This is a genomic window from Agriterribacter sp., from assembly GCF_035445465.1.
GTDB lineage: Bacteria > Bacteroidota > Bacteroidia > Chitinophagales > Chitinophagaceae > Agriterribacter.
The window spans coordinates 4,456-28,621 of the sequence record NZ_DAOMQT010000052.1 but is presented as its reverse complement, the minus strand read 5'-3'; the positions used below and the strand labels follow the sequence as shown (position 1 = coordinate 28,621).

General features: G+C 42.3%; 22 protein-coding genes. 13 read left to right on the top strand and 9 right to left on the bottom strand.

The genetic code is table 11. The annotated features are described in order from the left end of the window. The first annotated feature begins 301 nt into the window (after nt 1-301). The 4 genes from PLE34_RS18030 to PLE34_RS18015 all read left to right on the top strand — a co-directional run bounded on the left by PLE34_RS18030 (nt 302) and on the right by PLE34_RS18015 (nt 5,893). Nucleotides 302-1,615: an ATP-binding protein gene (locus PLE34_RS18030; RefSeq protein ID WP_324559195.1), complete on the top strand. Its 1,314-nt coding sequence runs from the start codon at nt 302-304 to the stop codon at nt 1,613-1,615. A gap of 207 nt (nt 1,616-1,822) precedes the next feature. Next, on the top strand, nt 1,823-3,622 hold the full coding sequence (locus tag PLE34_RS18025) for an ABC transporter ATP-binding protein (protein WP_324559194.1): 1,800 nt from the start codon (nt 1,823-1,825) through the stop codon (nt 3,620-3,622). Between the two features lie 638 nt (nt 3,623-4,260). Further along, nucleotides 4,261-5,361, top strand: a complete 1,101-nt coding sequence (locus PLE34_RS18020) for a cytochrome-c peroxidase (RefSeq protein ID WP_324559193.1) — start codon at nt 4,261-4,263, stop codon at nt 5,359-5,361. 37 nt (nt 5,362-5,398) lie between these two features. After that, nucleotides 5,399-5,893, top strand: a complete 495-nt coding sequence (locus PLE34_RS18015) for a metallophosphoesterase family protein (RefSeq protein ID WP_324559192.1) — start codon at nt 5,399-5,401, stop codon at nt 5,891-5,893. 47 nt (nt 5,894-5,940) lie between these two features. Here PLE34_RS18015 and PLE34_RS18010 read toward each other — a convergent pair whose 3' ends face one another. From PLE34_RS18010 to rpsF, 6 genes are all read right to left on the bottom strand, one after another. Beyond that, nucleotides 5,941-6,798 carry a universal stress protein gene (locus PLE34_RS18010; RefSeq protein ID WP_324559191.1) on the bottom strand — a complete coding sequence of 286 codons (858 nt, stop codon included), beginning with the start codon at nt 6,796-6,798 and terminating at the stop codon, nt 5,941-5,943. A gap of 51 nt (nt 6,799-6,849) precedes the next feature. Next, entirely contained in the window at nt 6,850-8,226 is a 1,377-nt protein-coding gene (locus PLE34_RS18005) for a glycosyltransferase (protein ID WP_324559190.1), read from the bottom strand. Between the two features lie 220 nt (nt 8,227-8,446). Next, the gene (gene rbp, locus PLE34_RS18000) at nt 8,447-8,836 is read right to left on the bottom strand and encodes an RNA-binding regulator (protein WP_324559189.1); all 390 of its coding nucleotides are present in this window, start codon (nt 8,834-8,836) and stop codon (nt 8,447-8,449) included. A 286-nt stretch (nt 8,837-9,122) separates the two neighbouring features. Then, on the bottom strand, nt 9,123-9,569 hold the full coding sequence (gene rplI, locus PLE34_RS17995; protein WP_324559188.1) for a 50S ribosomal protein L9: 447 nt from the start codon (nt 9,567-9,569) through the stop codon (nt 9,123-9,125). Nucleotides 9,570-9,579: 10 nt separating this feature from the next. Continuing rightward, nucleotides 9,580-9,846, bottom strand: a complete 267-nt coding sequence (rpsR, locus tag PLE34_RS17990; protein ID WP_324559187.1) for a 30S ribosomal protein S18 — start codon at nt 9,844-9,846, stop codon at nt 9,580-9,582. Between the two features lies 1 nt (nt 9,847). Continuing rightward, complete coding sequence (rpsF, locus tag PLE34_RS17985; RefSeq protein WP_324559186.1) at nt 9,848-10,204, bottom strand: 30S ribosomal protein S6; 357 nt, start codon at nt 10,202-10,204, stop codon at nt 9,848-9,850. Between the two features lie 234 nt (nt 10,205-10,438). Here rpsF and htpG point away from each other — a divergent pair, with 234 nt between their 5' ends. Continuing rightward, nucleotides 10,439-12,289 carry a molecular chaperone HtpG gene (gene htpG, locus PLE34_RS17980; protein ID WP_349770553.1) on the top strand — a complete coding sequence of 617 codons (1,851 nt, stop codon included), beginning with the start codon at nt 10,439-10,441 and terminating at the stop codon, nt 12,287-12,289. A 232-nt stretch (nt 12,290-12,521) separates the two neighbouring features. Here htpG and PLE34_RS17975 read toward each other — a convergent pair whose 3' ends face one another. From PLE34_RS17975 to PLE34_RS17965, 3 genes are read right to left on the bottom strand one after another with little or no spacing between them, the layout of a single operon-like run. Further along, entirely contained in the window at nt 12,522-13,226 is a 705-nt protein-coding gene (locus PLE34_RS17975) for a methyltransferase domain-containing protein (protein WP_324559185.1), read from the bottom strand. Then, entirely contained in the window at nt 13,223-14,932 is a 1,710-nt protein-coding gene (gene recJ, locus PLE34_RS17970) for a single-stranded-DNA-specific exonuclease RecJ (RefSeq protein ID WP_324559184.1), read from the bottom strand. Before recJ ends, PLE34_RS17975 begins: the two co-directional genes overlap by 4 nt. Before the next feature lie 17 nt (nt 14,933-14,949). After that, nucleotides 14,950-15,930, bottom strand: a complete 981-nt coding sequence (locus PLE34_RS17965) for a polyprenyl synthetase family protein (RefSeq protein ID WP_324559183.1) — start codon at nt 15,928-15,930, stop codon at nt 14,950-14,952. Between the two features lie 161 nt (nt 15,931-16,091). Here PLE34_RS17965 and PLE34_RS17960 point away from each other — a divergent pair, with 161 nt between their 5' ends. From PLE34_RS17960 to PLE34_RS17925, 8 genes are all read left to right on the top strand, one after another. Then, the gene (locus PLE34_RS17960) at nt 16,092-17,750 is read left to right on the top strand and encodes an OmpA family protein (RefSeq protein WP_324559182.1); all 1,659 of its coding nucleotides are present in this window, start codon (nt 16,092-16,094) and stop codon (nt 17,748-17,750) included. A 160-nt stretch (nt 17,751-17,910) separates the two neighbouring features. After that, nucleotides 17,911-18,714 carry an outer membrane protein assembly factor BamD gene (locus tag PLE34_RS17955; protein ID WP_324559181.1) on the top strand — a complete coding sequence of 268 codons (804 nt, stop codon included), beginning with the start codon at nt 17,911-17,913 and terminating at the stop codon, nt 18,712-18,714. Further along, the gene (locus PLE34_RS17950) at nt 18,711-19,055 is read left to right on the top strand and encodes a DNA-directed RNA polymerase subunit omega (RefSeq protein WP_324559180.1); all 345 of its coding nucleotides are present in this window, start codon (nt 18,711-18,713) and stop codon (nt 19,053-19,055) included. The genes PLE34_RS17955 and PLE34_RS17950 overlap by 4 nt, the downstream gene beginning before the upstream one ends. Before the next feature lie 120 nt (nt 19,056-19,175). Then, complete coding sequence (coaBC, locus tag PLE34_RS17945) at nt 19,176-20,375, top strand: bifunctional phosphopantothenoylcysteine decarboxylase/phosphopantothenate--cysteine ligase CoaBC (RefSeq protein ID WP_324559179.1); 1,200 nt, start codon at nt 19,176-19,178, stop codon at nt 20,373-20,375. Next, the gene (gene porD / locus PLE34_RS17940) at nt 20,368-21,285 is read left to right on the top strand and encodes a type IX secretion system protein PorD (RefSeq protein WP_324559178.1); all 918 of its coding nucleotides are present in this window, start codon (nt 20,368-20,370) and stop codon (nt 21,283-21,285) included. The genes coaBC and porD overlap by 8 nt, the downstream gene beginning before the upstream one ends. Further along, on the top strand, nt 21,282-21,638 hold the full coding sequence (locus tag PLE34_RS17935) for a DUF4296 domain-containing protein (RefSeq protein WP_324559177.1): 357 nt from the start codon (nt 21,282-21,284) through the stop codon (nt 21,636-21,638). The genes porD and PLE34_RS17935 overlap by 4 nt, the downstream gene beginning before the upstream one ends. A 118-nt stretch (nt 21,639-21,756) precedes the next feature. Next, nucleotides 21,757-22,521 (top strand): hypothetical protein, encoded by a 765-nt coding sequence (locus PLE34_RS17930; protein ID WP_324559176.1) that lies wholly within the window; start codon nt 21,757-21,759, stop codon nt 22,519-22,521. Between the two features lie 119 nt (nt 22,522-22,640). Continuing rightward, a complete protein-coding gene (locus PLE34_RS17925) occupies nt 22,641-24,059 on the top strand; it encodes a CCA tRNA nucleotidyltransferase (protein WP_324559175.1) in 1,419 nt (472 codons plus the stop codon). The last annotated feature ends 107 nt before the right edge of the window (nt 24,060-24,166 follow it).

Here is a 24,166-nt window from a genome sequence, read left to right as displayed (position 1 = left end):
TCTGAAACAAATATTTGGTTGGGATTAGTTTTGTTATCCGGTAATCATCTTTAAACGCAACAGCGCTGCATTCTTTACAGCGCTGTTTTTTTTATACCTGTAAAGTATAGTCTCTAAAAAGAAAGGAATGTCATCTGTAGCGTTGGCAAATGAGGTAGGAATAACATGCTTATCCTATCCGAAATTCAACTTAAAATTGGAACTCTTTAAAAATCTCCTTTTTAAAATTATCTCTATAATAAAGACAAAAACTAAATTATTGTCATTATAATAACGAAATTTTTATTAATTTTGTCTTTGTATGAAAGACAAAATAAAAGAAATATTATCGGAATATACAGATAATGAATACTTTGGGAAATTAATTATAAGAGATACGGGCATCCTGCCGGATTTAGAAAAAATTCAGGTAATCATCGGACCGAGACGGGTAGGAAAAACTTCCGCCATGTTTTTAACCATGCATGAATTGAAACAAAAGGAACAGCTTGCAGACGGGCAGATCCTTTATTTTAATTTTGAAGACGAAAGGTTGCAATTCCGGGCGGAGGACCTGGATTTAATCCTGCAGGCGCAAACCGAGCTTTATCCAAATCTAAACCTGCAAGATGTCCGGTTTTTCTTTGACGAAGTACAGGCTGCACCGGGTTGGGAAAAGTTTTTGAACAGGATCAATGAAACCCTCACTAAGAAGATATGGTTTACGGGAAGTAACAGTGCCGTACTTCACACCAAAGTAAAATCTGTAATGAGAGGAAGAAGCCTGGCAAGGGAGCTTCTGCCACTCTCTTTTCGGGAATATTGCCATTTTAGCGGTGTGCAAACCGGTAAGTATGGTAAAGCAAAAACACAAACTATTGTTGCTTTTCAAAAATATTTAGTCTATGGGGGATTCCCTGAAACGGTAACCCTGGATGATAATTTTTTGCACATGTCGTATCTCCAGGAATATTATAATGCCATGCTGCTGAGGGATATCGTGGAATACAATCAATTATCTAATTATAGTTATCTCAGGGCCTTATATCGGCATGCCACCACCACTATCGGGAAAACGGTAAGCATAAGGAGATTATTTAATCAGATAAAGTCGCAAGGTTATACTGCTTCGCTTAACAGCCTGTATGAAGTCATGGACATGGCCGAAAATGCGTATTTATTCAAGCGGATCAGTAAGTTTGACCATTCATTACTCAAATCAGACAAGTCGGATAAAAAAATATACTGGATAGATAATGGCTTATTGAATGCCATTACAATCCAGTACACTTCCAACAAAGGACTATTACTGGAAAATCTGGTCTTTTGGGAACTATACCGAAAATATGGTAATGTGTATAACAATAATGTCTTTTACTACAAAGACGGAACTTCAGAATGTGACTTTATAGTGCAAACACATGAAGAAAAATTAATTCCCGTACAGGTTTGTTGGTCCTTATCAGGCATCGGCACCAAAGACAGGGAATTGAAAGGATTACTTAAAGCCTGCGCTTATTCAAAGAGTCAACAGGCCTGGATAATCTGTGCAGATGAAGAAGATGATTTTGTTTTGGATGGGGTGAATATTAAAATCATCCCCGCCTGGAAATGGCTTTTATTTACCGATGTTTAATTTTCAACTTCGCAATATGCTGCTCAACCTCTCCAATCACCCTTCTCCGCTCTGTCCAAAAAGTCACAAAGATCTTTCAGCATTTTTATGCCCCCCGGCCCCTGTGTCCCGCGAAAAAGGTTTGTATCCTTCCAACTCATTTTCCATCTTTTGGTTTATTTTCCTAATTTCATTAGCATAGCTGTTTTGTCAAACGAAATCAGACCAATGAATATACTCTGGTATTATCTCAAACCGCATCGCTGGCTTATTGCACTTGCGCTTTTATTAGCCGGCGTAGCGCAGTTGCTTACTTTGGTTGACCCGCTGATCTTTGGAAAAATCATTGACGATTACGCTACCAGCCCGGGCAGCAAAACAGAAAAAGAATTAGTGAGCGGCGTAACCTTCTGGCTGCTGGTGGCTGTTGCCATAGCACTCCTGGCACGGCTTGCCAAAACCCTACAGGATTATGTGATGCGCCTTGCAGTGCAAAAATTTGGCATGCAGATATTCAACGACGGGCTAAAACAAACCCTCCGCCTTTCCTTCCAGGAATTTGAAGGACAAAGAAGCGGGGAAACGCTTTCCGTGCTGCAAAAAGTAAGAACCGATACCGAACGGTTCATCAATGCATTTATCAATATCCTTTTTTCTTCGCTCATCGGCATTGGCTTTTTAATATGGTATGCCATTACCAAACACTGGCTGCTGATACCGGTTTTTGTTATTGGCGTAGTGGTATTGGGCGGGCTAACCGGGCTGCTGAGCAGGAAAATAAAAACCCTCCAGCGCTCTATCAACCGTGAAACCAACCAAATGTCGGGCGCCATCACCGAATCGCTCCGTAATATTGAACTGGTTAAAAGCCTCGGACTTACCTATCCCGAAATAAGAAGGCTGAGAGATCATACAAAAAAAATATTCGACTTAGAGATACAGAAAGTGAAAAAAGTACGGATGCTCAGCTTTTTGCAAAGCTCGGCGCTCACTTTATTACGACAGTCTATTTTGTTTATTTTATTATGGCTCATCTTCCGGCATGTGCTCACTACGGGTGAACTGATCAGTATGCAATTCATTTCCACTACTATTTTTGGGCCGCTGCAAGACCTGGGCAATATCATTCTTTCGTACCGCGAGGCCGAGGCGTCTATCATGAATTTTGACAAACTGATGAAAAAGCCGGTGGAAGCCAGGCCCGAGGAGCCGGTTGCTATTGGCCCGTTAGAGTCCATGCGTTTTGAGCATGTGGTGTTTCGCCATGCCAGCGCTTCGGTAAACGCTATTGATGATATTTCTTTTGAGCTGAAAAGTGGTGATACCATCGCGTTCGTTGGTCCTTCAGGATCCGGCAAATCTACCCTGGTGAAACTATTGGTGGGCTTGTACCGGCCTGTAAAAGGCGGTATCTATTTTAATAATATCCCGTCAGCTCAGATCCGCTATAATGAAATGCGCCGCCAGATTGGATTTGTAACGCAGGACACGCAATTGTTTTTTGGAACCATAAAAGAAAATTTACTGTTTGTAAAACCCGGTGCAACCGATGAAGAAATATTACACGCTTTGCACCAAGCTTCCTGCGATGGCATGCTGGCCCGTTCCGGGAAGGGAATAGACACGGTTTTAGGCGAAAGCGGTATGAAATTGTCGGGCGGCGAAAAGCAGCGTATCGCCATTGCCAGGGCGTTGTTGCGGCATCCGCGGCTGCTGATCTTTGATGAAGCTACCTCCGCGCTGGACTCCCTTACCGAAGAAGCCATCACGGAAACCATCAAATCCATATCCGCGCAAAGAGACCCGATTACAATTTTAATAGCACACAGGCTGTCCACCATTATGCATGCCGATACGATTTATGTGCTGGAAAGAGGAAAGGTTACTGAGTCGGGCAGTCATGATTTCCTGGTAGAAAAAAAAGGATTGTACTATGCCATGTGGCGGCAGCAAATTGGCGAAAGACGAAGCGAACCTGTGGTAATGCCCGATGATAATAATGAAACAGAAGAGGTAGGAACACAATAGAAAAGCAAATTCCTATGTGTAACTATGTACCTATGATCCTATGTGTTCCAATAAAAATAAGGGGTATGATAAAACCACATAGGCACATAGGAACACAATAGCAAAAAGCAAATCCCTCTGTGCAACTATGTGTCTCCTATGATCCTATGTGTTCCAATAAAAAAACACGGTTATGGTAAACCACATAGGCACATTAGGCACATAGGAACACAATAGAGGAAAGTAAATCCCTGTGTGCAACTATGTACCTATGATCCTATGTGTTCCAATAAAAAATACGAGGTATGATAAAACCACATAGGACAATAGGAATATAGGAACACAATAGCAAAAAGCAAATCCCTATATGTACCTATGACCCTCCTATGTGTTCAAATAAAAGTACTGGGCACGGTAGAAACACAGAAATCTGTGTGAATCTATAGAGTATTTTTTATTATCACTTATCAAAACAGGTTTTCTGAACAAAAATCCGGGTGAATAGAGGATGATTTTATCCTTTATTATCATTAGCTTTATAAAAAATATTTTAGAGAGTGCGCCGGACTGCAATTTTTTCAATTTTCCTGTTTATTGGCTTGGGAGTGCTGTTTATACAGGCTTGCAGGGAACAGGATAATCAAAAGAAAATACTACCGGTGCCCAAAGCAAAGCCGGCCGATTTAGGCTCTGTTTCAGCGCTCCCTTTATCCTACGCTTCGCCAGCAGACAATCCCATAACGGAAGAGAAAGTAGAATTGGGCCGCCTGCTTTTTTATGACCCCATTCTTTCGGGCAATAAAGACGTTTCCTGCGCTTCCTGCCACCATCCCGAATTTGGTTATGCCGAAAGCCTTGAGCTGCCAATTGGTGTAAATGGAAGGGGATTTGGGTCTGAACGGCATTTTGTTCAGCCCAATGATATCCCATTTTCCAAAAGAAACGCGCCGGCTTTGGTAAATACCGCGTTTAACGGTATTGATGTAAATGGCAACTATATGCCTGAAGAAGCACCCATGTTCTGGGATTCCAGAGTGAACAGCCTGGAGGTGCAGGCGTTGCAGCCTATTAAGCAGTTGGAGGAAATGCGGGGCCGGCATATCGGAGAACACGATATTTTGCAGGTAGTTGTTAAAAGATTAAAGGCTATCCCTGAATATAAGCGGCTGTTTAAAGTAGCCTTTAATGAAGAGGAGGAGGCTATAACGGAAACAAACCTGGGAAAGGCATTAGCCAGCTTCCAGCGCTCTTTAGTGGCCAACAATTCCAGGTTTGATGAATTTATGCGCGGTAATCCCGCCGCATTAACCCAATCTGAAAAAGAGGGAATGCAATTGTTCATGGAGTCGGGATGTGCCCGTTGCCATAACGGACCTATGCTTTCCGATTTTAAGCCCCATGTGCTGGGTGTTGCGGATAATGAAAAGCTGGGAATAATTGATTCCGGGGTCAATAACAGCTTTGCTTTCCGCACGCCAACGCTGAGGAATTTACGGTTTTCGGCGCCGTATATGCATAGCGGCAAGTTAAAAACACTGGAACAGGTATTAACTTTTTACGAAGACCTGCACGGTAAGGCGTTGCCCAATGCAAATATAAAAAAAGAACAGTTGGATACGCTGGCTATTCAAACCAGGGTAGCGTTCAAAAATATCCCCCGCATTGTTGAGTTTTTAAACACGCTCAATGATGATAAGTATGACAGGAAAATACCGGATGCCGTGCCCAGTGGGTTGAGCGTTGGCGGCAATATCAAATAACAACACCTATATTTACGGAAATAATGTGCAATGATACATGAAAAAAATTGGTATACTGTCTGATACCCATGGCTACCTTGATGAAAGCATACTGGCTCATTTTGAACATTGCGATGAAATATGGCATGCCGGCGACTTTGGAGGAAACGCTGTTGCAGACAGGTTGAAAGCGTTTAAACCACTTCGGGGCGTATATGGTAATATTGACACGCAGGATATAAGCAACAGGTATCCTGAAAAGCTTCATTTTACGGTAGAGCAGGTGCATGTTTTTATGCAGCATATCGGCGGTTACCCTGGAAGGTATGCGCCGGGCGTAAAAAAGGAGATCGTGCAGGCAGGATCTACATTATTTATTAGTGGACACTCGCATATTTTAAAGATAATCTATGATGACCAGGTCAATTGTCTGCATATTAACCCGGGAGCAGCGGGCAGGCAGGGCTGGCAAAAGGTAAGGACGATCGTACGGCTGGCAATTGATGGTAATACGATGAAGGATTGCGAAGTTATAGAACTGGGAAAAAAATAAGAGAAAGGGAGAGAGGTACGGAATGTGTTTGGCTTTGTTTCCCCTGTTTATACCTGTTCTGTAGCTTTATCAAAAGTTAATACGGGTATTTTTGAAGCATAGGATAATAACTTATTCGTGATCCTGTTCCATAAACCGGGTAAGCGAAACTCTTTTACAGACTGCCCCAGGATAAGATCAGCATTAATTCGTTTTGAAAAATCAAGTGTGCTCTTGGCTAAGTTCTTTCCTTCCAACAAAAAACATTGAACTGGGATGGTAGAAACGCTTTGTACCAGCTCGAGCGTTTTATCCAATATATTGTTTTCGCTGTGGCTGATATAACTTCTTAGTGATACGAGGTAAACGGTTGATTTGAAGGAACGCGCCAGCATGGTAGCCAGTTTAATCCTTTCAACCGGGATATCATTATGGAGGGGTAAAACTATTTTTTTGAAATGGCTCACCAGGCCGCTGGACCTGACCGCCAGTATGGGAATATTGGTTTTGCGGGCCAGCAGGCTTATGGAGATGGAGGATATAATTCTTTCCAGCAAATTAAATTTCGACAGGCCAAGCACCACCATGTCCATGTTATACGATTCAATGTATTGTTTGAGCTGCGCCTGCGGGTGACCCTGCAAAAGGCTGATCTCGATCTCGCCGTCTCCGCAAAGCTGGCTCTTATAAGCGGCTTTTAATGTGGCAAGCTTCTCACGGCAGGCCTGCATATTAATATGCGATGCGTATGGCGTAAAGCGGCTGGCATCTATGGGTATTAACGGGAAAACAGGCTTAAAAACAACGTGTACCAGGTGAATATTACAATTAAAATTATTAGCCAGCTCAATGGCTTTGGTAATGGCCCATTTGTTTTTGGCCGTAAAATCAACCGGAACCAGAATGTTGTACAGTTTGTTTTGCATAGTAAAAGGTTTTAAATTTTAAAGTTTTCAACATGGATATGGAAAAGCACCTCAGGCTATGTTCAGCAAGGGTTTAAAGGATTTTTCTTTAATGGTAATATAGGCAATTTTTTCCAATAATTCATCGCTTGTGCAAAAAGCAACGCCTTTACCGGCATGTGTCAGAATGCACCTGTCTTCCCGGTCATCGCCCACAACTATACAATTTTTTAATAATACATTATATTTATCACAAGCGTATTGTAATGCGTTCGTTTTGCAGTAGGCATGTCCGCAAATGCTTTCGGGAGAAGCAAAGAAATAGGAAGGCATATTTACTTCACCTGTAGCCTTTCCTTCATAAAAATCGAGCTGGTTGGCATAGGAAAAGTCGCCGCCAATATTCTGACGTACATAATTGGCAATGAGCAGGTAACTATGGCTGATAACACCCACGATGTATTCTTTTTCTTTCAATGCCTGTACTACAGCCTGAATATCTTTTACCATTTCTATATCCGACACAATATTAAGCAGGTCATCCATTGTTTTACCTTTCAGCAACAGTCCTATGCGTTTGGTAAGAATGATAGGATCCTTTTCATTAAATCTCAGCTCTTCCAACTGGCGTGTAAATCCAAAAGCAGCGGCGCATTCATCAATAAAACGGCCATTAAAAATGATGTCATCCAGGTCAAATACAATGAGCTTATGATACCGCGAAAGATCTTCTTTCAGGGTATTATGCATTTCCCGCTGGATCGTTTCTATAGAAGATATCTCTTCTTCGGGCATGTTAAATTCTGATTGCGGTTGTGCCTTGGCAATAATGGCCCGGGATACCTCCTTGCTCATTTTCCCAAGGCTTTCCCAGGGCTTGCTCTTATTTTCTATATAGCCGATATTAACTTCTTTGATCCTGGCCTTCATCAGGTACATATCAATTAAAATACCTATATCTACGCCGTAATCATTAAAGAACTCAATCCTGTTAAAGAATTTTTTTCTTCCGGCGATCATTCCGCTCAGTGGCTGCGAAAAGCCGGATAAGCCAGGGTAATATATATTAAGTAAAGGTTTGGCTACCAGTTCTGTTACCCTTCCTGCATTTCTGGCAAATGTAGCTTTCACAAAATCTGCTTCGTCATTTATTAAAGGCGTAGCCAGCAGGTTAATGGTATCTTCAGGGTAAGGGTCTATATCTCCGTCGAGGAAAAGCAGGATTTCATGTGCTGCCTTTTGAATGCCTTCCTTCATAGATATGCCTTTTCCCTTTATTTTACTATTGATAACTTTGGCGCCGGCAGCCAGTGCTATGGCAACCGTTTCATCGTCAGAATTGTCATCAACCACAATTACCTCTCCTGCCAATACATTGTTCAGACAAAATCGTACGATGTTGCCAATTGTTTCTGCTTCATTCAGTGTGGGTATGATGATAGTAACCATTAATGCTTCCTGGTTTAAATATTAAGCTCATTATATATATAGCGGCCGCCGTAAGTTACATAACCCCTGGTAAATCAAAAGCTATACCTTAAAATATAAATCTCCGATTAATTCGCATGTGATAATTACAGGGTAATCGCTCGTATTGGTTAAATACAGGAAATAAAAAAATCCCGAAGTTTTCGGGATTTTTAAAATAAATGAGGTGAACAGGTATTATTTAATATTCGTTGTTATAATCTCTTTTGTTATAGCCACCACGGTCGCGATCGCGATATCCACCGCCTCCGCCGCCTTTATTGTAGCCACCGCCGCCTCCGCCGCCAAAGCTTCTCTTTTTAAAACCGCCGCCACCGCCTGGTTTAGCTGGTCTTTCCTGAGCTTCATTGATGACGATTTTTCTTCCCAGTATCTCCTTGTCGTAAAGGCTGCTGAGCGCATTTTGCGCTTCAGTATCATTTTCCATTTCTACAAATCCAAATCCTTTGCTTCTTCCGGTTTCGCGGTCTTTAACAATTTTGATGGAACTAACGGTACCATACTGTTCAAATAGATTTCTAAGGTCGTCCTCTGTCATTGTCCAGGAGAGGTTGCCTACGTACAGGTTCATTGTAACTAAAATTTAAAAAGTGAAAATTGAAAAAATAGTAATGGAAACTTAGTCGCTACAATGATCTGAGAACCGGAGGTTAGCCGTAAAACCAGCCAGAATAGGAACTAATGGTGCATTACTGCATTGTGAAGATAATGTTTTCCAAAATAATACCATATAAAATGGAATATATTTATATAAATTCTATTAGTAGTAAAAACTCCTGTTATGCAATAAAAGATAAATATAAAAGGAGGCTGATTATTGCCAGCCTCCTTCGTTTAATGGTAATTACTTATGAGCATTATTCCGCTACTACTTCAAAGCTTAACTCGGTTTCATTTCCGTTACCGAAGTCAATTTTAGCTTTGTACGATCCCAGCTCCTTTACCTCTTCCAAAATATGGATGCGGCGGCGGTCTATTTCGTATCCTTTCTGATCGCGGATGGCACGGGCAATTTGAACGGTAGTTACGCTACCGAAAATTTTACCTGAAGTACCTGTTTTGGCTCCAATGCGCAATGGGCTTTCATTAAGTTTACTAATTACCAGGTTAATTTCAGCCAGTAATTTTGCTTCCTTCTTCTTTAGCTGCTTCAGCTTTTCTTCCAACTGCTTAAGGTTAGAAGGAGAAGCTTCAATAGCAAATTTCTGGGGGATAAGATAATTGCGTGCATAACCGCTCTTTACCTTTACCTTTTCGTTGGCTGAACCTAAGTTATCTACGTCTTGTATTAAGATTACTTCCATGATTGCCTCCTTACTTTAAAAGATCAGTTACATACGGCAATAGCGCCATTTGACGGGCTTTCTTTATCGCTTCTGATACTTTACGCTGGTATTTGAGTGAATTACCGGTAATGCGGCGGGGTAACATTTTACCCTGCTCATTCAGGAACTTTTTCAAAAACTCCATGTCTTTGTAATCAATGTACTTAATACCGTACTTCTTGAAGCGGCAGAATTTTTTCTTAGGCTTTTCCGTTTTGATAGCCGTAAGGTATTTGATTTCATTAGCTTTTGCCATACTATTCAGCCTCCGCTTTTTCGTTTTTGTAACTTACACCACTTCTCTTTCTGGCATTGTACCCGACGGCGTATTTATCGAGTTTGGTAACCATGTGACGTAATGCCTGCTCGTCACGAAGCAGTTGAATCTTCAAAGTTTCATTGAAGGTGGATGGCGCAGTAAATTCCACAACCCAGTAAATACCCGTGGTTTTTTTCTGGATGGGATACGCCAGTGATTTCAACCCCCAGGGGTTCGAATACACCGTTTCACCGCCGGCTTCGGCAATAAGATCAGTATATTTTTTCTGAGCCGTTTTAAACTCCTCGTCGCTCAGAACAGGGGTAAAAATCACCATCAATTCATAATTGTTCATTACCCTGAAATTTGGTTAAAAAAAAATATGGGGTGCGAAGGTAGCTTTTTTTGTTATATCCGGAGAATTATTTGTGAAGGTTTAAGGCATAAGGTGTAGGGTTTAGGGTAATACATGCAAGCAGACCTTAAACCTTACGCCTTCCACCTCATTGCCAACCTGTCAGTAAACCAGCTAATGGCATTTTATTTGTCGGGTGCTTAACGCTATTTATCACTTAACCGATTAAACATTATGGAAAAAGGAAACATCAGGGTACAAACGGAAAACATATTTCCCATTATTAAGAAATTTCTTTATAGCGAGCATGATATTTTTTTAAGGGAACTGGTGAGTAATGCCGTTGACGCCACGCAAAAACTGAAAACACTCTCTTCTATCGGCGAAGCTAAGGGTGAGCTGGGTGAGCTGCGTATAGATGTGAAGCTCAATGCCGAAGCTAAAACCCTTACCATTTCGGATAAAGGCGTGGGCATGACTGCTGCGGAAGTAGATAAATACCTTAACCAGGTGGCATTTAGCGGAGCGGAAGAATTTTTGGAAAAATATAAAGGACAGGCTGAAAATAATATTATCGGTCATTTCGGGCTGGGGTTTTACTCTTCCTTTATGGTGAGCGATAAAGTGGAGGTAATAACCCAATCTTATCAGCAGGATAAGCCTGCCGTAAAATGGGAGTGCGATGGCAGCCCGGCGTTTACGCTTGAAGAAGCTGACAAAATGGAAAGAGGTACTGATATTGTGTTGCATATTAATGAAGAAAGCAATGAATTTCTGGAAGCGGGCAGGATAAGACAAATTCTTGAAAAATTTTGCCGGTTTTTACCCGTGCCTATATTTTTTGAAGAAAAGCAGGTCAATAATACCACTCCGGCATGGACAAAAAAGCCATCTGACCTTACTACTGAAGATTACCAGAATTTTTATAAGGAGCTATATCCTTTTAACGAAACGCCGTTATTTTGGATACACCTGAATGTTGATTATCCTTTTAACCTTACCGGAATTTTGTATTTCCCCAAAATAAAGCAGAGTTATGAAATACAAAAAGATAAGATACAGTTGTACAGCAACCAGGTTTTTGTTACCGAAGAAGTGAAAGATATAGTGCCGGAATTTTTGATGCTCCTGCAGGGCGTTATTGATTCGCCCGATATACCGCTCAATGTAAGCCGCAGCTATTTGCAGGGTGACCCTAATGTTAAGAAAATCAACAATCATATCACTAAAAAAGTTGCAGATAAATTAGAGGAAATTTTTAAAAAGGATAGAAAGGAATTCGAAGAAAAGTGGGAGCATATCGGGTTGTTTGTGAAGTATGGTATGATGACCGACGATAAGTTCTTTGAGCGGGCCAACTCGTTTCACATTTTTGAAGATGTGGAAGGAGGAAAGTTCTATACCCTTGAAGAATACAAAATGGCTACGGAAGTTCTTCAGAAAAATAAAGACGGCAAGGTGGTAATATTGTATACCACCAACCCTGTGCAGCAGGATGCGTATGTTCGGCAGGCCAAAGCCAAAGGATATACGGTGGTGAAAATGGAAACCTTAGTTGACGCTGCATTTATAAGCCAGGTAGAAAACAAATGGGAAAACGTGCATTTTACGCGCGTTGATGCAGACATTGCCGATAACCTTATTGATAAGCAGGAGCACAACGAAACGGTGTTGAATAAAGATGAGGTGAAGGCGTTGGAGCAACTGTTTGATCTGAAGATGCCCGAAATTAACATGTCTGTTGAAGTGAAAGGCTTGAGCCCGGAAGCGCCGCCTGTGGTGGCTACCCGGCCGGAGTTTACCCGCCGCATGAAAGATATGGCTGCCGCAGGCGGACCCATGGCGGCTTTTTATGCTACTATGCCCGATGAGGTAACGCTTACGGTAAATGGCAATCATGCGGTATTTCAGCAAATACTCAGTGAAACCGATGCAGACAAAAAAGGAAAATTCGTGCACAACCTGGCCGACCTGGCCTTATTGTCGCAGGGATTGCTGAAAGGCAACAGCCTTACTGATTTTATTAACCGTAGCGTGGAGCTGATGGGTGGCGATAAGAAAAGTAAAATTATTGTTGAAAGCTAGTGTTTATCATTAAGTGACGTATTTAATAGAGGCTGTCTCAAAAGGACCGGTATAGAAGATATGCCACTAAGACACAAGGGCACAAAGCCTTGATTTTCAGGTTTTATTTTTTTTGTGTTTTCGTGACTTAGTGGCAAAATATTACTTTTGAGACAGCCCCTATTATCTTTGATAATTTACGCTTAACTTAACCGGCTTTGGCTTTCGTTATAAAATTATTTCAGGCAATGGATTACAGGATTGCCGCGGAAGCAGGATGCTGCATTTCCTTTTTCAATATAACACCATCTAACCACTTTAATTTTCTTTTGCGGTATACCGGTTCATATTCAAACTCAAAAAAAGTTTCTACGTGCTTTGGGCTCACGTATAAAAAGTAAATGGTGCGGGGATGCCGGGCTGTTGAAATATTAACCTTTTCAAGAAAGCGGGAGATAATTTCATCACTGAAAGGATTGAACAAAAAGAAAACGCTTTCGTTGGGCTGAATATCATAATCAAGCACGTTCTGGCAATGCAGCCCATATTCCATTTGTGGAAATTGCACACGCAATTGCTGTAAATGCTGTTCCGCAACGCTGCAAACTTCTTTAGCGAAATCAACGCCCGAAATTTTGGTGAATCCGTAATGAGCGGCTACCACCATTGCCCTGCCTTTTCCGCAGCCGAGGTCTGTAAATGATGTTTCACCGGCAATGGTACGCAGCCTGCTGAGCAGCGCTTCCAGTATAAAATAATTTACCGCTTCATATCTTGATGACTGCGAAAGATTGCCGTTGGTGATCGTGAGTTCAGATAGCTCAACGGGTTTTGAAGTAGCGATCCCGTATTTTTTTTCTCCTCTTACTTCGTGCCATAATATAAAGCCGGCAAGCACAGGGTTCCAGTTGACCGAAAAATACCAGAAAAGCTTTATATAGTTAAACCACTTTTTCAATTCAGGGCTGGTCTGAAATCAATAATTTTTAATTGCAGGCTTTTTTCTCCATTCCATTCGTTTTCATTTATAGTAAAAACAAGATCAACGGGTTGTTTGGATTGCAGTAAGCTAAAACGATCTGCCATATTAAACCCTATACCGCTTATGGTGGTGTTATTTTGTTTTACGGAGAATTTGATATGCTGTTCTTTCACCACTCTTGAATAACCGGTGTCGGTAATATTCCGGCATATAAATACAGGACGCAGGTTTTCTGGACCGAAAGGCTCCATCTGGGAAACTATTTTGTAAAAAACGGGTTTAATATCGGCGAGCTCAATGGCAGCGTCAATGGTAAGTACGGGAACCAGTTGCGCGGGTTCAATTTGGATGGTTACCACTTCTTCAAACTTCCTGCTAAAGGCTTCCACCTCACCGGGAAGCATCGTCATACCCGCGGCGGCAAAATGTCCGCCATATCCTAATAAATGCTGGCGGCATGCATGGATGGCTTCGTACAGGTTAAAGCCGGGCACACTCCGGGCGCTGCCGGCCACTATTTCGCCGCTTTGCGTTAGCACCACGGTAGGACGGTAATATTTTTCAATAAGCCTGGAAGCCACGATGCCCACCACTCCTTTATGCCAGTGCGGCTGGTAAACCACTGTTGTTTTTCGTTGTATGAGTATCTCATCGTTCTCAATAATGCTTAAAGCCTGTTCGGTAATGCTGCTGTCGGCTTCCTTTCTGTCGTCATTGTCGGAGTGAAGCATACCGGCATATTCAATGGCTTTTGTATAGTCTTCCTCAATAAACAACTGAACGGCTTTCCGGGCATCATCCATGCGCCCTGCCGCATTGATACGCGGAGCGATAACAAAAACGAGGTTATTAATATGCATCTCCGACTTTTGAAGCCCGCTTAATTCAATAAGCGCTTTTATGCCGGGGGAAGGATTTTCATTTACCTGTTTTACGCCATAATAGGCAAGTATCCTGTTTTCTCCCGTCATGGGCACAATATCGGCGGCAATGGCAGTGGCAACAAGGTCAAGGTAATGAAAGCAATCCGCTTCGTTGAGTCCTAAATGCCTGCTTAAGGCGCAAATGAGCTTAAATCCCACCCCGCAGCCGCAAAGTTCTTTATAAGGATAGGGGCAGTCTTTTTGCTTGGGGTTTAATATGGCAACTGCCGGCGGCAGGTCTTCATCGGGTAAATGGTGATCGCAAACAATAAAATCAATGCCTTTTAACTTTGCATAACGGATCAGGTCGGCAGATTTAATGCCGCAGTCCAAAGCTATAATGAGCGTAATATGGTTTTCACCGGCAAAATCAATACCTTCTTTGGAAACGCCGTAGCCTTCGCGGTAGCGGTGGGGGATATAAAACCGGATGTTTTCGGGAATATAAATTTTTTGCAGAAAGCGAAACATGCAGGAAACCGCTGTAGTGCCATCCACATCATAATCGCCAAATACAAGGATATGTTCGTTTTTTTCAAAAGCGGCAGTTATCCTTTGCACCGCCCTGTACATGTCTTTCATTAAAAACGGATCATGCAGGCCGGATAATTGCGGACGGAAATAGCTTTTAGCTGCTTCATAGGTTTCTATTCCTCTTTGCACCAGTATTTTGCAAAGCACGGGATGTATTTTAAGGACATCGGCTAACTGCGCTGCTTTCCCTTCCGGCGCCTCCAGTATATGCCATCTTTTTTCCATTTGGTGTTTTTACATGCTTAATGCTTTCTGTCTGTAGTGTAATTTACCATTTCTTCCAATGCATCGCGTATTTCCGAAGGGGGAAATTCATGCAATACGGAAAGGGCCTTGTCCCTGTATTCGAGCATCTTTTGCATACCGTATTCTATTCCCCCGGCCTGCTTTACGTTTTCAATTACATAGTTCACTTTTTCTTTTCTGCGGTTCTGGTTCTTTATGATGTATATCAGTTCCCTGCGTTTTGAGGAACCCGCATGGTTAAGCGTATATATTAAAGGAAGGGTAAGTTTTTTTTCTTTGATATCGTTACCGGTTGGTTTGCCAATGCTGTCGGTGCCGTAATCAAAAAGGTCGTCCTTTATTTGAAAAGCCATGCCTGTATATTCTCCAAACTGCCTGAGCTTTTCAGTAATATCCTCATTTTCAGCGGCCGACCATGCTCCTGCGGCGCAGGCTGATGCCAGTAATGAAGCTGTTTTTGTTTTAATGATCTCAAAGTAAATATCCTCGTCCATATTCAACCCCCGTGCTTTTTCAATTTGCAGCAGCTCTCCCTCGCTCATTTGGCGTACGGCGTCGGAAAGAATATGGAGTATGCGGTAATCCTGCCCGTTCAGGGATAAGAGCAGTCCTTTGCTCAGCAAATAATCGCCTACCAAAACAGACACTTTTGTTTTCCACAACGCGTATGTAGAAAAAAATCCCCTTCTTTCGTAGGATTCATCCACCACATCATCGTGCACCAGGGTGGCCGTGTGTAATAATTCCACAAGCGAAGCTGCCCGGTAAGTAGCGTCATTGATCCCCCCGGCAAGCCTGGCCGAAAGCAGCACAAACATAGGACGGAGTTGTTTTCCCTTGCGTTTTACAATATATTGCATTATCCTGTCGAGCAGGGGAACATTGCTTTTAACTGATGCCCTGAACTTTGATTCAAAGATGGCCAACTCATCCGCTATGATTTTCTTTGCTATATTCATCTTATAAAAAAAAGGCATAAATGTTGTAACAAGTTGTATGTTACATACACAGGTAAAACACTGCAAGTTAGCAGTGTAATTTATTATTTTTAAAAAATTTGGTATTTGCGGGTCAATCAATACTTTTGCATATTACTTTTTTGCAAGACTACCGTATTCATTCACTAATTTTAGACGTTATGGCAACCAGAAGAAATTTATTGCTACTTGGGATTTTTACTTTGCTAACCTCGTACCTGTTTGCCCAGGAAACTACTGGTAGCTATGACTGGAGAGATTCTTCCCTGATTCCTTCCAAAAGACTGGGGCAGCATAATGAGTTTTTAAATAATCAATACAATTTTCCCGCAAAACCAAGAAACCAGTGGGAACTTGGGGTAAAAGTGGGTACGTTTAATATATTGGGAGATGTGGCGTCACAGTTCCCTACACCCGGATTTGGCGTGCATGTAAGAAAATCGCTCGGTTACCTGTTCTCTTTAAGAGCTGAATATGTGTATGGTAAAGCAAGCGGTGTAAACTGGAAAGAACGCACCAGCGGCTTTGCTGATCATTGGCGTAATGCGGGCTATGGTACCGGGCAAACTGTTTTTGATAATTACAAAGCCAATGTACAGGATCTGTCGCTGCAGGGTGTATTCACTTTCAACAATATACGCTTCCATAAAGGCAAAACCGGCTTTGTTGTATATGCGCTCGCAGGCATAGGCGCTACCATATATGAAACGAAAACCAATGTTACAACAGATGCTAACGCTTTGTATAATTTCAGTACAATTGGGGTTAGCAATGTTTATAAAGAAAGAAGGCAAACCATCAAGGACGTTAAAAACCTGTTAGATGCAGGAAGCTATAACATACTTGCAGAAAATGAAGGAAATGCCAGGGCCAAGCTTTTTGGAAAAACACTCCGTTTCTCCAGAACTTTTGGAGCCGGTGTTGCTATTAAATTAAGCGACAGGCTAAATCTTGCTTTGGAAGACAGGCTGACCTTTATAGGCGATGACCTGCTGGATGGCGTTCGCTGGCAAAATGTAAGTGATCCGGGTAATCCTAATACCGGCAGAGTGCTTACCCCCAGCAATGACGTATATAATTATGCCAGTTTAGGCTTAAATATTAATATAGGCTCCAGGGCTGTTCAGCCTTTGTGGTGGCTCAACCCCCTGGATTATGCATACAGCGAGCTGAACTCGCCCAAGCACATGAAAATACCCAAGCCCGTATTGGATGATTCAGATGGCGATGGTGTGGCAGACCAGTTTGATATGGAGCCCAATACACCTGCCGGCGCAGCGGTTGATTCACATGGGGTGAGCAGGGATACAGATGGCGACGGCGTACCCGATTATAAAGATAAAGAACTTATTACCCCAACCATTTGCCAGCCGGTGGATGCTGATGGTGTAGGCAAGTGTCCATGTCCCGACGAATCATGCTTCGAAGGCTATGTAGGTAAAAGAGGCGGTAGCGATTGCGGAATAGGCGACTTACCCAGCATCTCCTTTAATGCTAAAGTATATAGAATATCCGGCGACGCAGAAGCTGTTCTGGCCAATGTGGCAGAACGCCTGCGCCAGAATCCTAATTGCAAAGTGGTAGTAACAAGCTATACCTGCGAACCTTCCAAATCGTCGCAGCAGTTAAGCTGGGACAGGGTTAATGTGGTAATCAACTACCTGGTGGAAAAACAGGGTATCAGCTCAGACCGGTTAATATTTAAATATGGCGAAATCGGCGGAGACTGTAATACGGTAGATCTCAGGGCTGCAGATACAGGAGATGAAGGTCCGAATACCGTTCCTGCACCGCATCCTAACCTGAGAAGGAGAGGATAATAAATTGATAATCAGTAATTAAATATAATTTTAAAAAACTGGCTCAGTCAAAAACTGCAGCCAGTTTTTTTATCGATACCTTAACGTCTTGCTAAATATGAGAAGTTTATATTTATTCCCGCGGATTGTATTATAAAACAATTATTTTTGCCCGCCTTTTATGAGAATAATCAAATACCTTTTTTTGCTGGTTGGTGCAGTTTGTTTGCTTTCTTCCTGCTCTAAGTTTTCTAAAGTAATGAAAAGCAAGGACTATGAGTATAAGCTCCGGATGGCTGATCAATACTTTGTAAAGAAAAAATACCGCTTTGCACAGCAGTTATACGAAGATTTATTTCCTGTGTACAAGGGTTCCAACAAATTTGAAGACATCCATTATAAATTTGCTTACTGCGCCTATTATCTGAAAGATTATATCAGCGCTGAAAATCTTTTTAAGAGCTTCCTCGAATATTTCCCTAATAGTGCAAAAGCGGAGGAAGTAGATTTCATGCATGCTTTCTGCTACTTTAAACAGTCACCCAAGCCTGAACTGGATCAAACCAATACCATTAAAGCAATGGGGCAGATGCAAACATTCATTAATACGCACCCGGGATCGGAGCGGAATAAGGAAGCGCAGGAAATTATTGAACAATGCTATAGTAAGATGATAACCAAGGATTACAGCAGTGCAGAGTTGTATTATAACCTTGGACAGTACAAGGCGGCAGCCATCTCCTTCAGCACCTTGCTGAACAGTTACCCGGACGCGCCCAATGCAGATGAATTTAAGCTTTGGGTAGTGAAGTCTTACTACAGGTATGCCGCTATGAGCATACCAGACAGGCAAAATGAACGTTATGGACAGGTAATTGAGGAGGCACAGGACTTCCAGGACAGGTTTCCTGAAAGTAAACTATTGAAAGAAGCGGAACGTTACTTAACTTTGTCGCAAAATAATCTAAAAACTATTTCTCAATGAGCAGATTAAGAAAGCAATGGGGTGCAAATACCACCACTAATGTAGTAGAAACGAAGAATGTGGTTGACATTAAGAATAAAACAGGTAATTTATATGAGTCTATTGCCATTATCGGCAAAAGAGCCAACCAGATCAATATTGCGCTTAAAGAGGAGCTGCATAATAAATTAGAAGAATTTGCCAGCCATACAGACAGCTTAGAAGAGATTCATGAAAATAAGGAGCAGATAGAAATATCCAAGGCATATGAAAGAATGCCTAACCCGGCATTATTGGCCACGCAGGAATTCTTTGATGATAAAATTTATTATCGTAAAAGTGATAATGACCTGTTCAGTTAAAATTTTACCGGATCTCTCTTTTTAAACTCTTTTGCGGCAATTAATACCTGCCGCTTTTGTATTTTTAGGGAGCATGTGATACAGTTAACCGGGGCAATCTTTACCGCAAGAATTTTTAAAATGTTATTAAAGGGAAAAAAAATCGTACTGGGTGTTACGGGTAGCATTGCTGCCTATAAGTCAGCGCTCATTGTAAGAGCGCTTATTAAGGAAGGCGCCGAAGTAAAAGTGATCATGACGGCAGCCGCAAAAGACTTTATCTCCCCGCTTACCCTGTCAACGCTTTCAAAGCATCCCGTGCTCATTGATATCTTTAGGGAAGATACCTGGTCCAACCATGTGATGCTGGGCCGCTGGGCCGATATTATGCTGGTAGCGCCCTTAAGCTGTAATACGCTTGCCAAAATGACGGCAGGGCTTTGCGATAATTTATTACTGGCTGTTTATCTTTCCGCTACCTGCCCGGTAATGCTTGCCCCCGCTATGGATGAAGATATGTGGAAGCACCCGTCTACCCACCGGAACCTGCAAACACTGGCCGCTGATGGAAATATAATTGTACCGGTAACAAACGGGGAGCTTGCCAGCGGGTTATTTGGCGAGGGAAGGATGGCTGAACCGGAAACCATAATATCATCCCTTGTTCAGCAGTTTAAAAGTGCCGGAAGGTTAAGCGGTAAAAAAGCACTGGTTACGGCAGGTCCAACCTACGAGCATATTGATCCCGTTCGTTTCATAGGCAACCATTCCAGTGGAAAGATGGGCGTAGCCATTGCACGGGAATTATTACAATGCGGAGCGGCGGTAACCTTGGTATTAGGCCCCGTGCCCGGTACATTTGTGTTAGACGGCTTGAATGTAATTAATGTGCAAACCGCCGAAGAAATGTACAATGCCTGCCACAGCGTTTTCGAGGAAACCGACATCACCGTTATGGCTGCCGCGGTAGCCGACTACACACCGGTTGCCGTTGCTCCCGAAAAAATAAAGAAAAAGGAAGAAAGCTGGCAGGTAGCGTTGCAAAAAACACCAGATATTTTAAAAAGCCTGGGGCAAAAAAAAACAGGCAGGCAGGTATTGGCTGGCTTTGCATTAGAAACCACCAATGAACGCGAAAATGCTTTGGCCAAGCTACAGCAAAAAAACGCAGATATTATTGTACTGAACTCGTTGCGCGATAGCGGCGCAGGTTTCGGAAAGGATACGAATAAGGTAACTGTTTTTGACAGGAACGGAGGAGAGAAACACTTTGATTTGAAATCTAAAGCCGCTGTAGCTAAAGACATTGTTGATTATATAATTGAATATATCCATGTATAAGCTTTCAATTTTATTGGTGGGGCTGCTGTTCTCCTGCTGTGTTTCGGGGCAGGAACTGAATGCTAAAGTGTCGGTAATGGCGGGGCAAATAAAAAGCTCGGTTGACAAAAAAGCCTTTCAAACCCTACAAACGGCATTAACCAATTTTCTCAATAACAGGAAATGGACAAATGATAGCTACCGGCAACAGGAAAAGATAGTGTGCCATTTTCTTTTAAATGTTACACAGGATGTTGAATCCAATGTATACCGCGCTGTTTTAACCATTCAGGCGGCCCGCCCGGTATATAACAGCAGCTATGTTTCACCCCTGATGAATTTCCAGGATAATGATGTAACCTTTAAATATATCGAATTTCAGCAGGTAGAATTTAATGAGAGCAATATAACGGGCTCCGATCCCGCCGCGTCTAACCTCACCGCGATATTTGCCTATTATGTGTATATGATACTCGGATTGGATTACGATTCTTTTTCACCAAGAGGCGGCGATCCCTATTTTAAAAAAGCGCAGCAAATAGTAACGGGCGCTCCCGATGGCCGCAATATTACAGGATGGAAAGCATTCGACGGGCAGCGTAACCGTTACTGGCTGTCGGAGAATTTCAACAACAGTAAGTATTCATTGCTGCACGATGCTTACTATGCTTATTACCGGATGGGTTTGGATAAGATGTATGAAGATGAAAACGAAGCGCGGCAGCAGGTTCTTAACGGGCTGAATCATTTAAATACACTGAGCACCGATAACCGGAATCTTATGGCCCTGCAGTTTTTCTTTCTGGGCAGGAGCGAAGAATTATCGAAGCTGTTTAAAAAATCGCCCCCACAGGAAAGAGTGCGGGCATCCGAATTGCTGCAAAGATTAGACATCGCAAATGCAGGTACTTATAAACAGGAATTGAAATGAATGCAGGCTGGTATATAATAATGGTAGCTGTATGGCTGTTAACGGGCTGTTCCGGGCGTAAAGTGCCTTCCGGCGTTATTGAGCCGCACGAAATGGGGAATATGCTCTTTGAAATAACGATGGCCGAAGAGTTCGTGAATTCCTATGTATCCAAAGATTCATCGAAAAATAAAGAGGTTGAAATTCAAAAAGAATACCAGAAGATATTTTTATTGCATAAGGTAACAGAAGCGCAGTTTAAAAAGAGCTATGATTTTTACAGGTCGCATACCGGCATTTTCAAAACAATGATGGATTCTTTGAATGCAAGGGCGCAGCGGGGAAGAAATGAATTGTACCGGATGCCCAATTAACTTATGAATCATTCGTAGCTGATTTAAGTTGTATGTAAAACCGGACCTGGCTAAGCCGGTAGATTTTTTTAATAAATGCATTGATAGTACATTCAGCATTCTAAAAAAAGCTTTATGCATGTTTACAAGCAAGGATGATCTTAAGTTAGGGTATGGTGTTGATATGGAAATAGGGAAATTTTTAACCGACCGGAAGGTGCCTGAAGGTAATTTGTACTGGAAAAAAAGGCTGCTGTATATTGTACCTATGCCCGGCTATTTGTTTATCCCCTTGTATATGGATATGCAATTCAGGCTGGGACTTCCCAAGTCGGAGCTGCTTTCTGAGCAACACCTGCAATTGCTGGAAAACATATTGCATAGTGCGGCGAAGCTCGAAAGCAATGCCATTAATTTTGAAGAACATATTGCCGAATGTGTTGCCTTAACCCGCCCGCAATGTAAAAACCCATCCTTTCTGCAGGATCTGGTATATTATTTTTCGGGTGAGAAAGAAAAAGCCGCTGTAACATTGGGAATGCCTTACCAATCGCTCAACCGTGCAGATGCTTACCTGTTCAGCCTGTGCTATTTTGATTTTGACCATGCTGTTAAAAAGCGGCTTGTAGCGGCCTGGTATGCTTTAATCAGCTATTATCTTATTGTAGACGATCTTGAAGATATTGAAACAGACTTTGAACAGCAGGAGGAAAACGCGGTATTAGAAGCCGGGCTATCTGATCAGGGCGCAAAAGCCATTGAAGCCCTCATTCACCAAAGCTACCACGTAATGAATACAGTAAACCCGGTAATTGCCAACCGTATTGATCATAAAAGACAACTGGTTAATGTAAAAGCTGTTATTGATGCTTTCCTTCAAAAGAAGGGGCAGCTTAAGGCTTAGCTTTTCCGGCAAATACAGACGATGAATCAAAAAACTATCTCAAATGCTGCGAGGAAACCTGGGGATCTGCGGCAAAAAGATAAACACATCACCTTAAACCTTTCTTATTTTTGTGCTGTATGTTTACGAATTGCACAGAAAAGGAAAGGTTCATTTTCAGGAAGATAGCGCATGCGGCCGAAATGCTGCATATAGACTGCTACGTTATAGGCGGCTTTGTACGCGATAAACTTATTGGCCGTAAAACAGGCGATGCCGATATTGTTTGCGTAGGCGATGGTATAACGCTTGCACATGAAGTTGCAAAACAATTGGCTCCATCACCCAAAGTAGCTTTTTTTAAAAATTACGGAACGGCGCATATTCGTATAGACGGGCTTGATATTGAATTTGTGGGTGCCCGGAAGGAAAGCTATCGTTATCACTCCAGGAACCCCGAAGTAGTGCCGGGTACCCTCGCCGATGATCAGAACAGGAGAGATTTTACCATTAACGCGCTGGCTGTAAGTTTAAATAAAGATGATTATGGCCAGCTTATTGATCCCTTTGGAGGAATAGCAGATATAAAAAATAAGGTAATCAAAACACCTTTGGATCCCGCTCAAACCTTTAGCGACGATCCTTTGCGTATGATGCGGGCTATCCGTTTTGCTGCGCAGTTGCAATTTATTATAGATGATAATACCTGGCAGGGCATCAGGGAGAATGTAGAACGCATACAGATTGTATCACAGGAGCGCATAACCGATGAGCTGAATAAAATACTGATGAGTGAAAAACCTTCTGTTGGGTTGGATCTGCTGTATAAGAGCGGGCTGATGCACCGGGTTTTCCCCCAGATGGTTGACCTGGCAGGCGCGGAATATAAAGACGGATTGGGGCATAAGGATAATTTTTATCATACCCTGCAGGTGGTAGACAATATATCCGAACATACGGATGACCTGTGGCTGAGATGGGCGGCTGTTTTGCATGATATTGGCAAACCGGCAACCAAAAAATTTGAAGAAGGGCATGGATGGACCTTTCATGGTCATGAGGTGGTAGGAGGAAGAATGGTTCCCAAAATATTTACCAGGTTGCGGCTTCCGCAGGATAATAAAATGCGTTTCGTAAAAAAGATGGTGGAACTGCATTTGAGGCCAATCAGCCTTACGAAAGAAAATATAACCGATTCTGCCATACGCCGTCTTTTATTTGATGCAGGCGATGACATTGAAGCATTAATGACTTTATGTAAAGCCGATATCACTTCAAAAAACAGGCAAAAGGTAAAGCGATACCTCGATAATTTTGAAATGGTGCAGCAGCGATTGCATGAAGTGGAAGAGAAAGACAGGATCCGTAACTGGCAGCCGCCCATTACCGGCGAAATGATCATGGACATATTTGGTATTGCACCCTGCAAAAAAGTAGGCGATATTAAGAACGCCATAAAAGATGCGATATTAGACGGCGAGATAGAAAACAATTACGACGCGGCTTACGATTATATGCTTATAAAAGCAGGGGAATTTAACCTGGCGCCTGTGAAGTAAAAAATACATGAATGGCTTATGTTATGTTGATTATATTATGTCATATCATATATCATCGCTAGAAGGGAAAGGTGAAACGTGAGCATTTCACTTCTAACGTCTGTCAT

Bases quoted from the DNA above. Each gene is read 5' to 3' on its own strand.
- PLE34_RS18005 (WP_324559190.1), bottom strand. From the start codon at position 8,226: ATGGTTACTATCATCATACCCACACTGAATGAAGCAGAAACAATTGGC.
- PLE34_RS17965 (WP_324559183.1), bottom strand. From the start codon at position 15,930: ATGCCTTTTTTTTATAAGATGAATATAGCAAAGAAAATCATAGCGGAT.
- recJ (WP_324559184.1), bottom strand. From the start codon at position 14,932: ATGGAAAAAAGATGGCATATACTGGAGGCGCCGGAAGGGAAAGCAGCG.
- htpG (WP_349770553.1), top strand. From the start codon at position 10,439: ATGGAAAAAGGAAACATCAGGGTACAAACGGAAAACATATTTCCCATT.
- PLE34_RS18030 (WP_324559195.1), top strand. From the start codon at position 302: ATGAAAGACAAAATAAAAGAAATATTATCGGAATATACAGATAATGAA.
- PLE34_RS17930 (WP_324559176.1), top strand. From the start codon at position 21,757: ATGTTTACAAGCAAGGATGATCTTAAGTTAGGGTATGGTGTTGATATG.
- PLE34_RS18015 (WP_324559192.1), top strand. From the start codon at position 5,399: ATGAAAAAAATTGGTATACTGTCTGATACCCATGGCTACCTTGATGAA.
- PLE34_RS17955 (WP_324559181.1), top strand. From the start codon at position 17,911: ATGAGAATAATCAAATACCTTTTTTTGCTGGTTGGTGCAGTTTGTTTG.
- rpsR (WP_324559187.1), bottom strand. From the start codon at position 9,846: ATGGCAAAAGCTAATGAAATCAAATACCTTACGGCTATCAAAACGGAA.
- PLE34_RS17925 (WP_324559175.1), top strand. From the start codon at position 22,641: ATGTTTACGAATTGCACAGAAAAGGAAAGGTTCATTTTCAGGAAGATA.
- rbp (WP_324559189.1), bottom strand. From the start codon at position 8,836: ATGAACCTGTACGTAGGCAACCTCTCCTGGACAATGACAGAGGACGAC.
- PLE34_RS17950 (WP_324559180.1), top strand. From the start codon at position 18,711: ATGAGCAGATTAAGAAAGCAATGGGGTGCAAATACCACCACTAATGTA.
- porD (WP_324559178.1), top strand. From the start codon at position 20,368: ATGTATAAGCTTTCAATTTTATTGGTGGGGCTGCTGTTCTCCTGCTGT.
- PLE34_RS18025 (WP_324559194.1), top strand. From the start codon at position 1,823: ATGAATATACTCTGGTATTATCTCAAACCGCATCGCTGGCTTATTGCA.
- PLE34_RS17960 (WP_324559182.1), top strand. From the start codon at position 16,092: ATGGCAACCAGAAGAAATTTATTGCTACTTGGGATTTTTACTTTGCTA.
- PLE34_RS18010 (WP_324559191.1), bottom strand. From the start codon at position 6,798: ATGCAAAACAAACTGTACAACATTCTGGTTCCGGTTGATTTTACGGCC.
- PLE34_RS17935 (WP_324559177.1), top strand. From the start codon at position 21,282: ATGAATGCAGGCTGGTATATAATAATGGTAGCTGTATGGCTGTTAACG.
- coaBC (WP_324559179.1), top strand. From the start codon at position 19,176: ATGTTATTAAAGGGAAAAAAAATCGTACTGGGTGTTACGGGTAGCATT.
- rplI (WP_324559188.1), bottom strand. From the start codon at position 9,569: ATGGAAGTAATCTTAATACAAGACGTAGATAACTTAGGTTCAGCCAAC.
- rpsF (WP_324559186.1), bottom strand. From the start codon at position 10,204: ATGAACAATTATGAATTGATGGTGATTTTTACCCCTGTTCTGAGCGAC.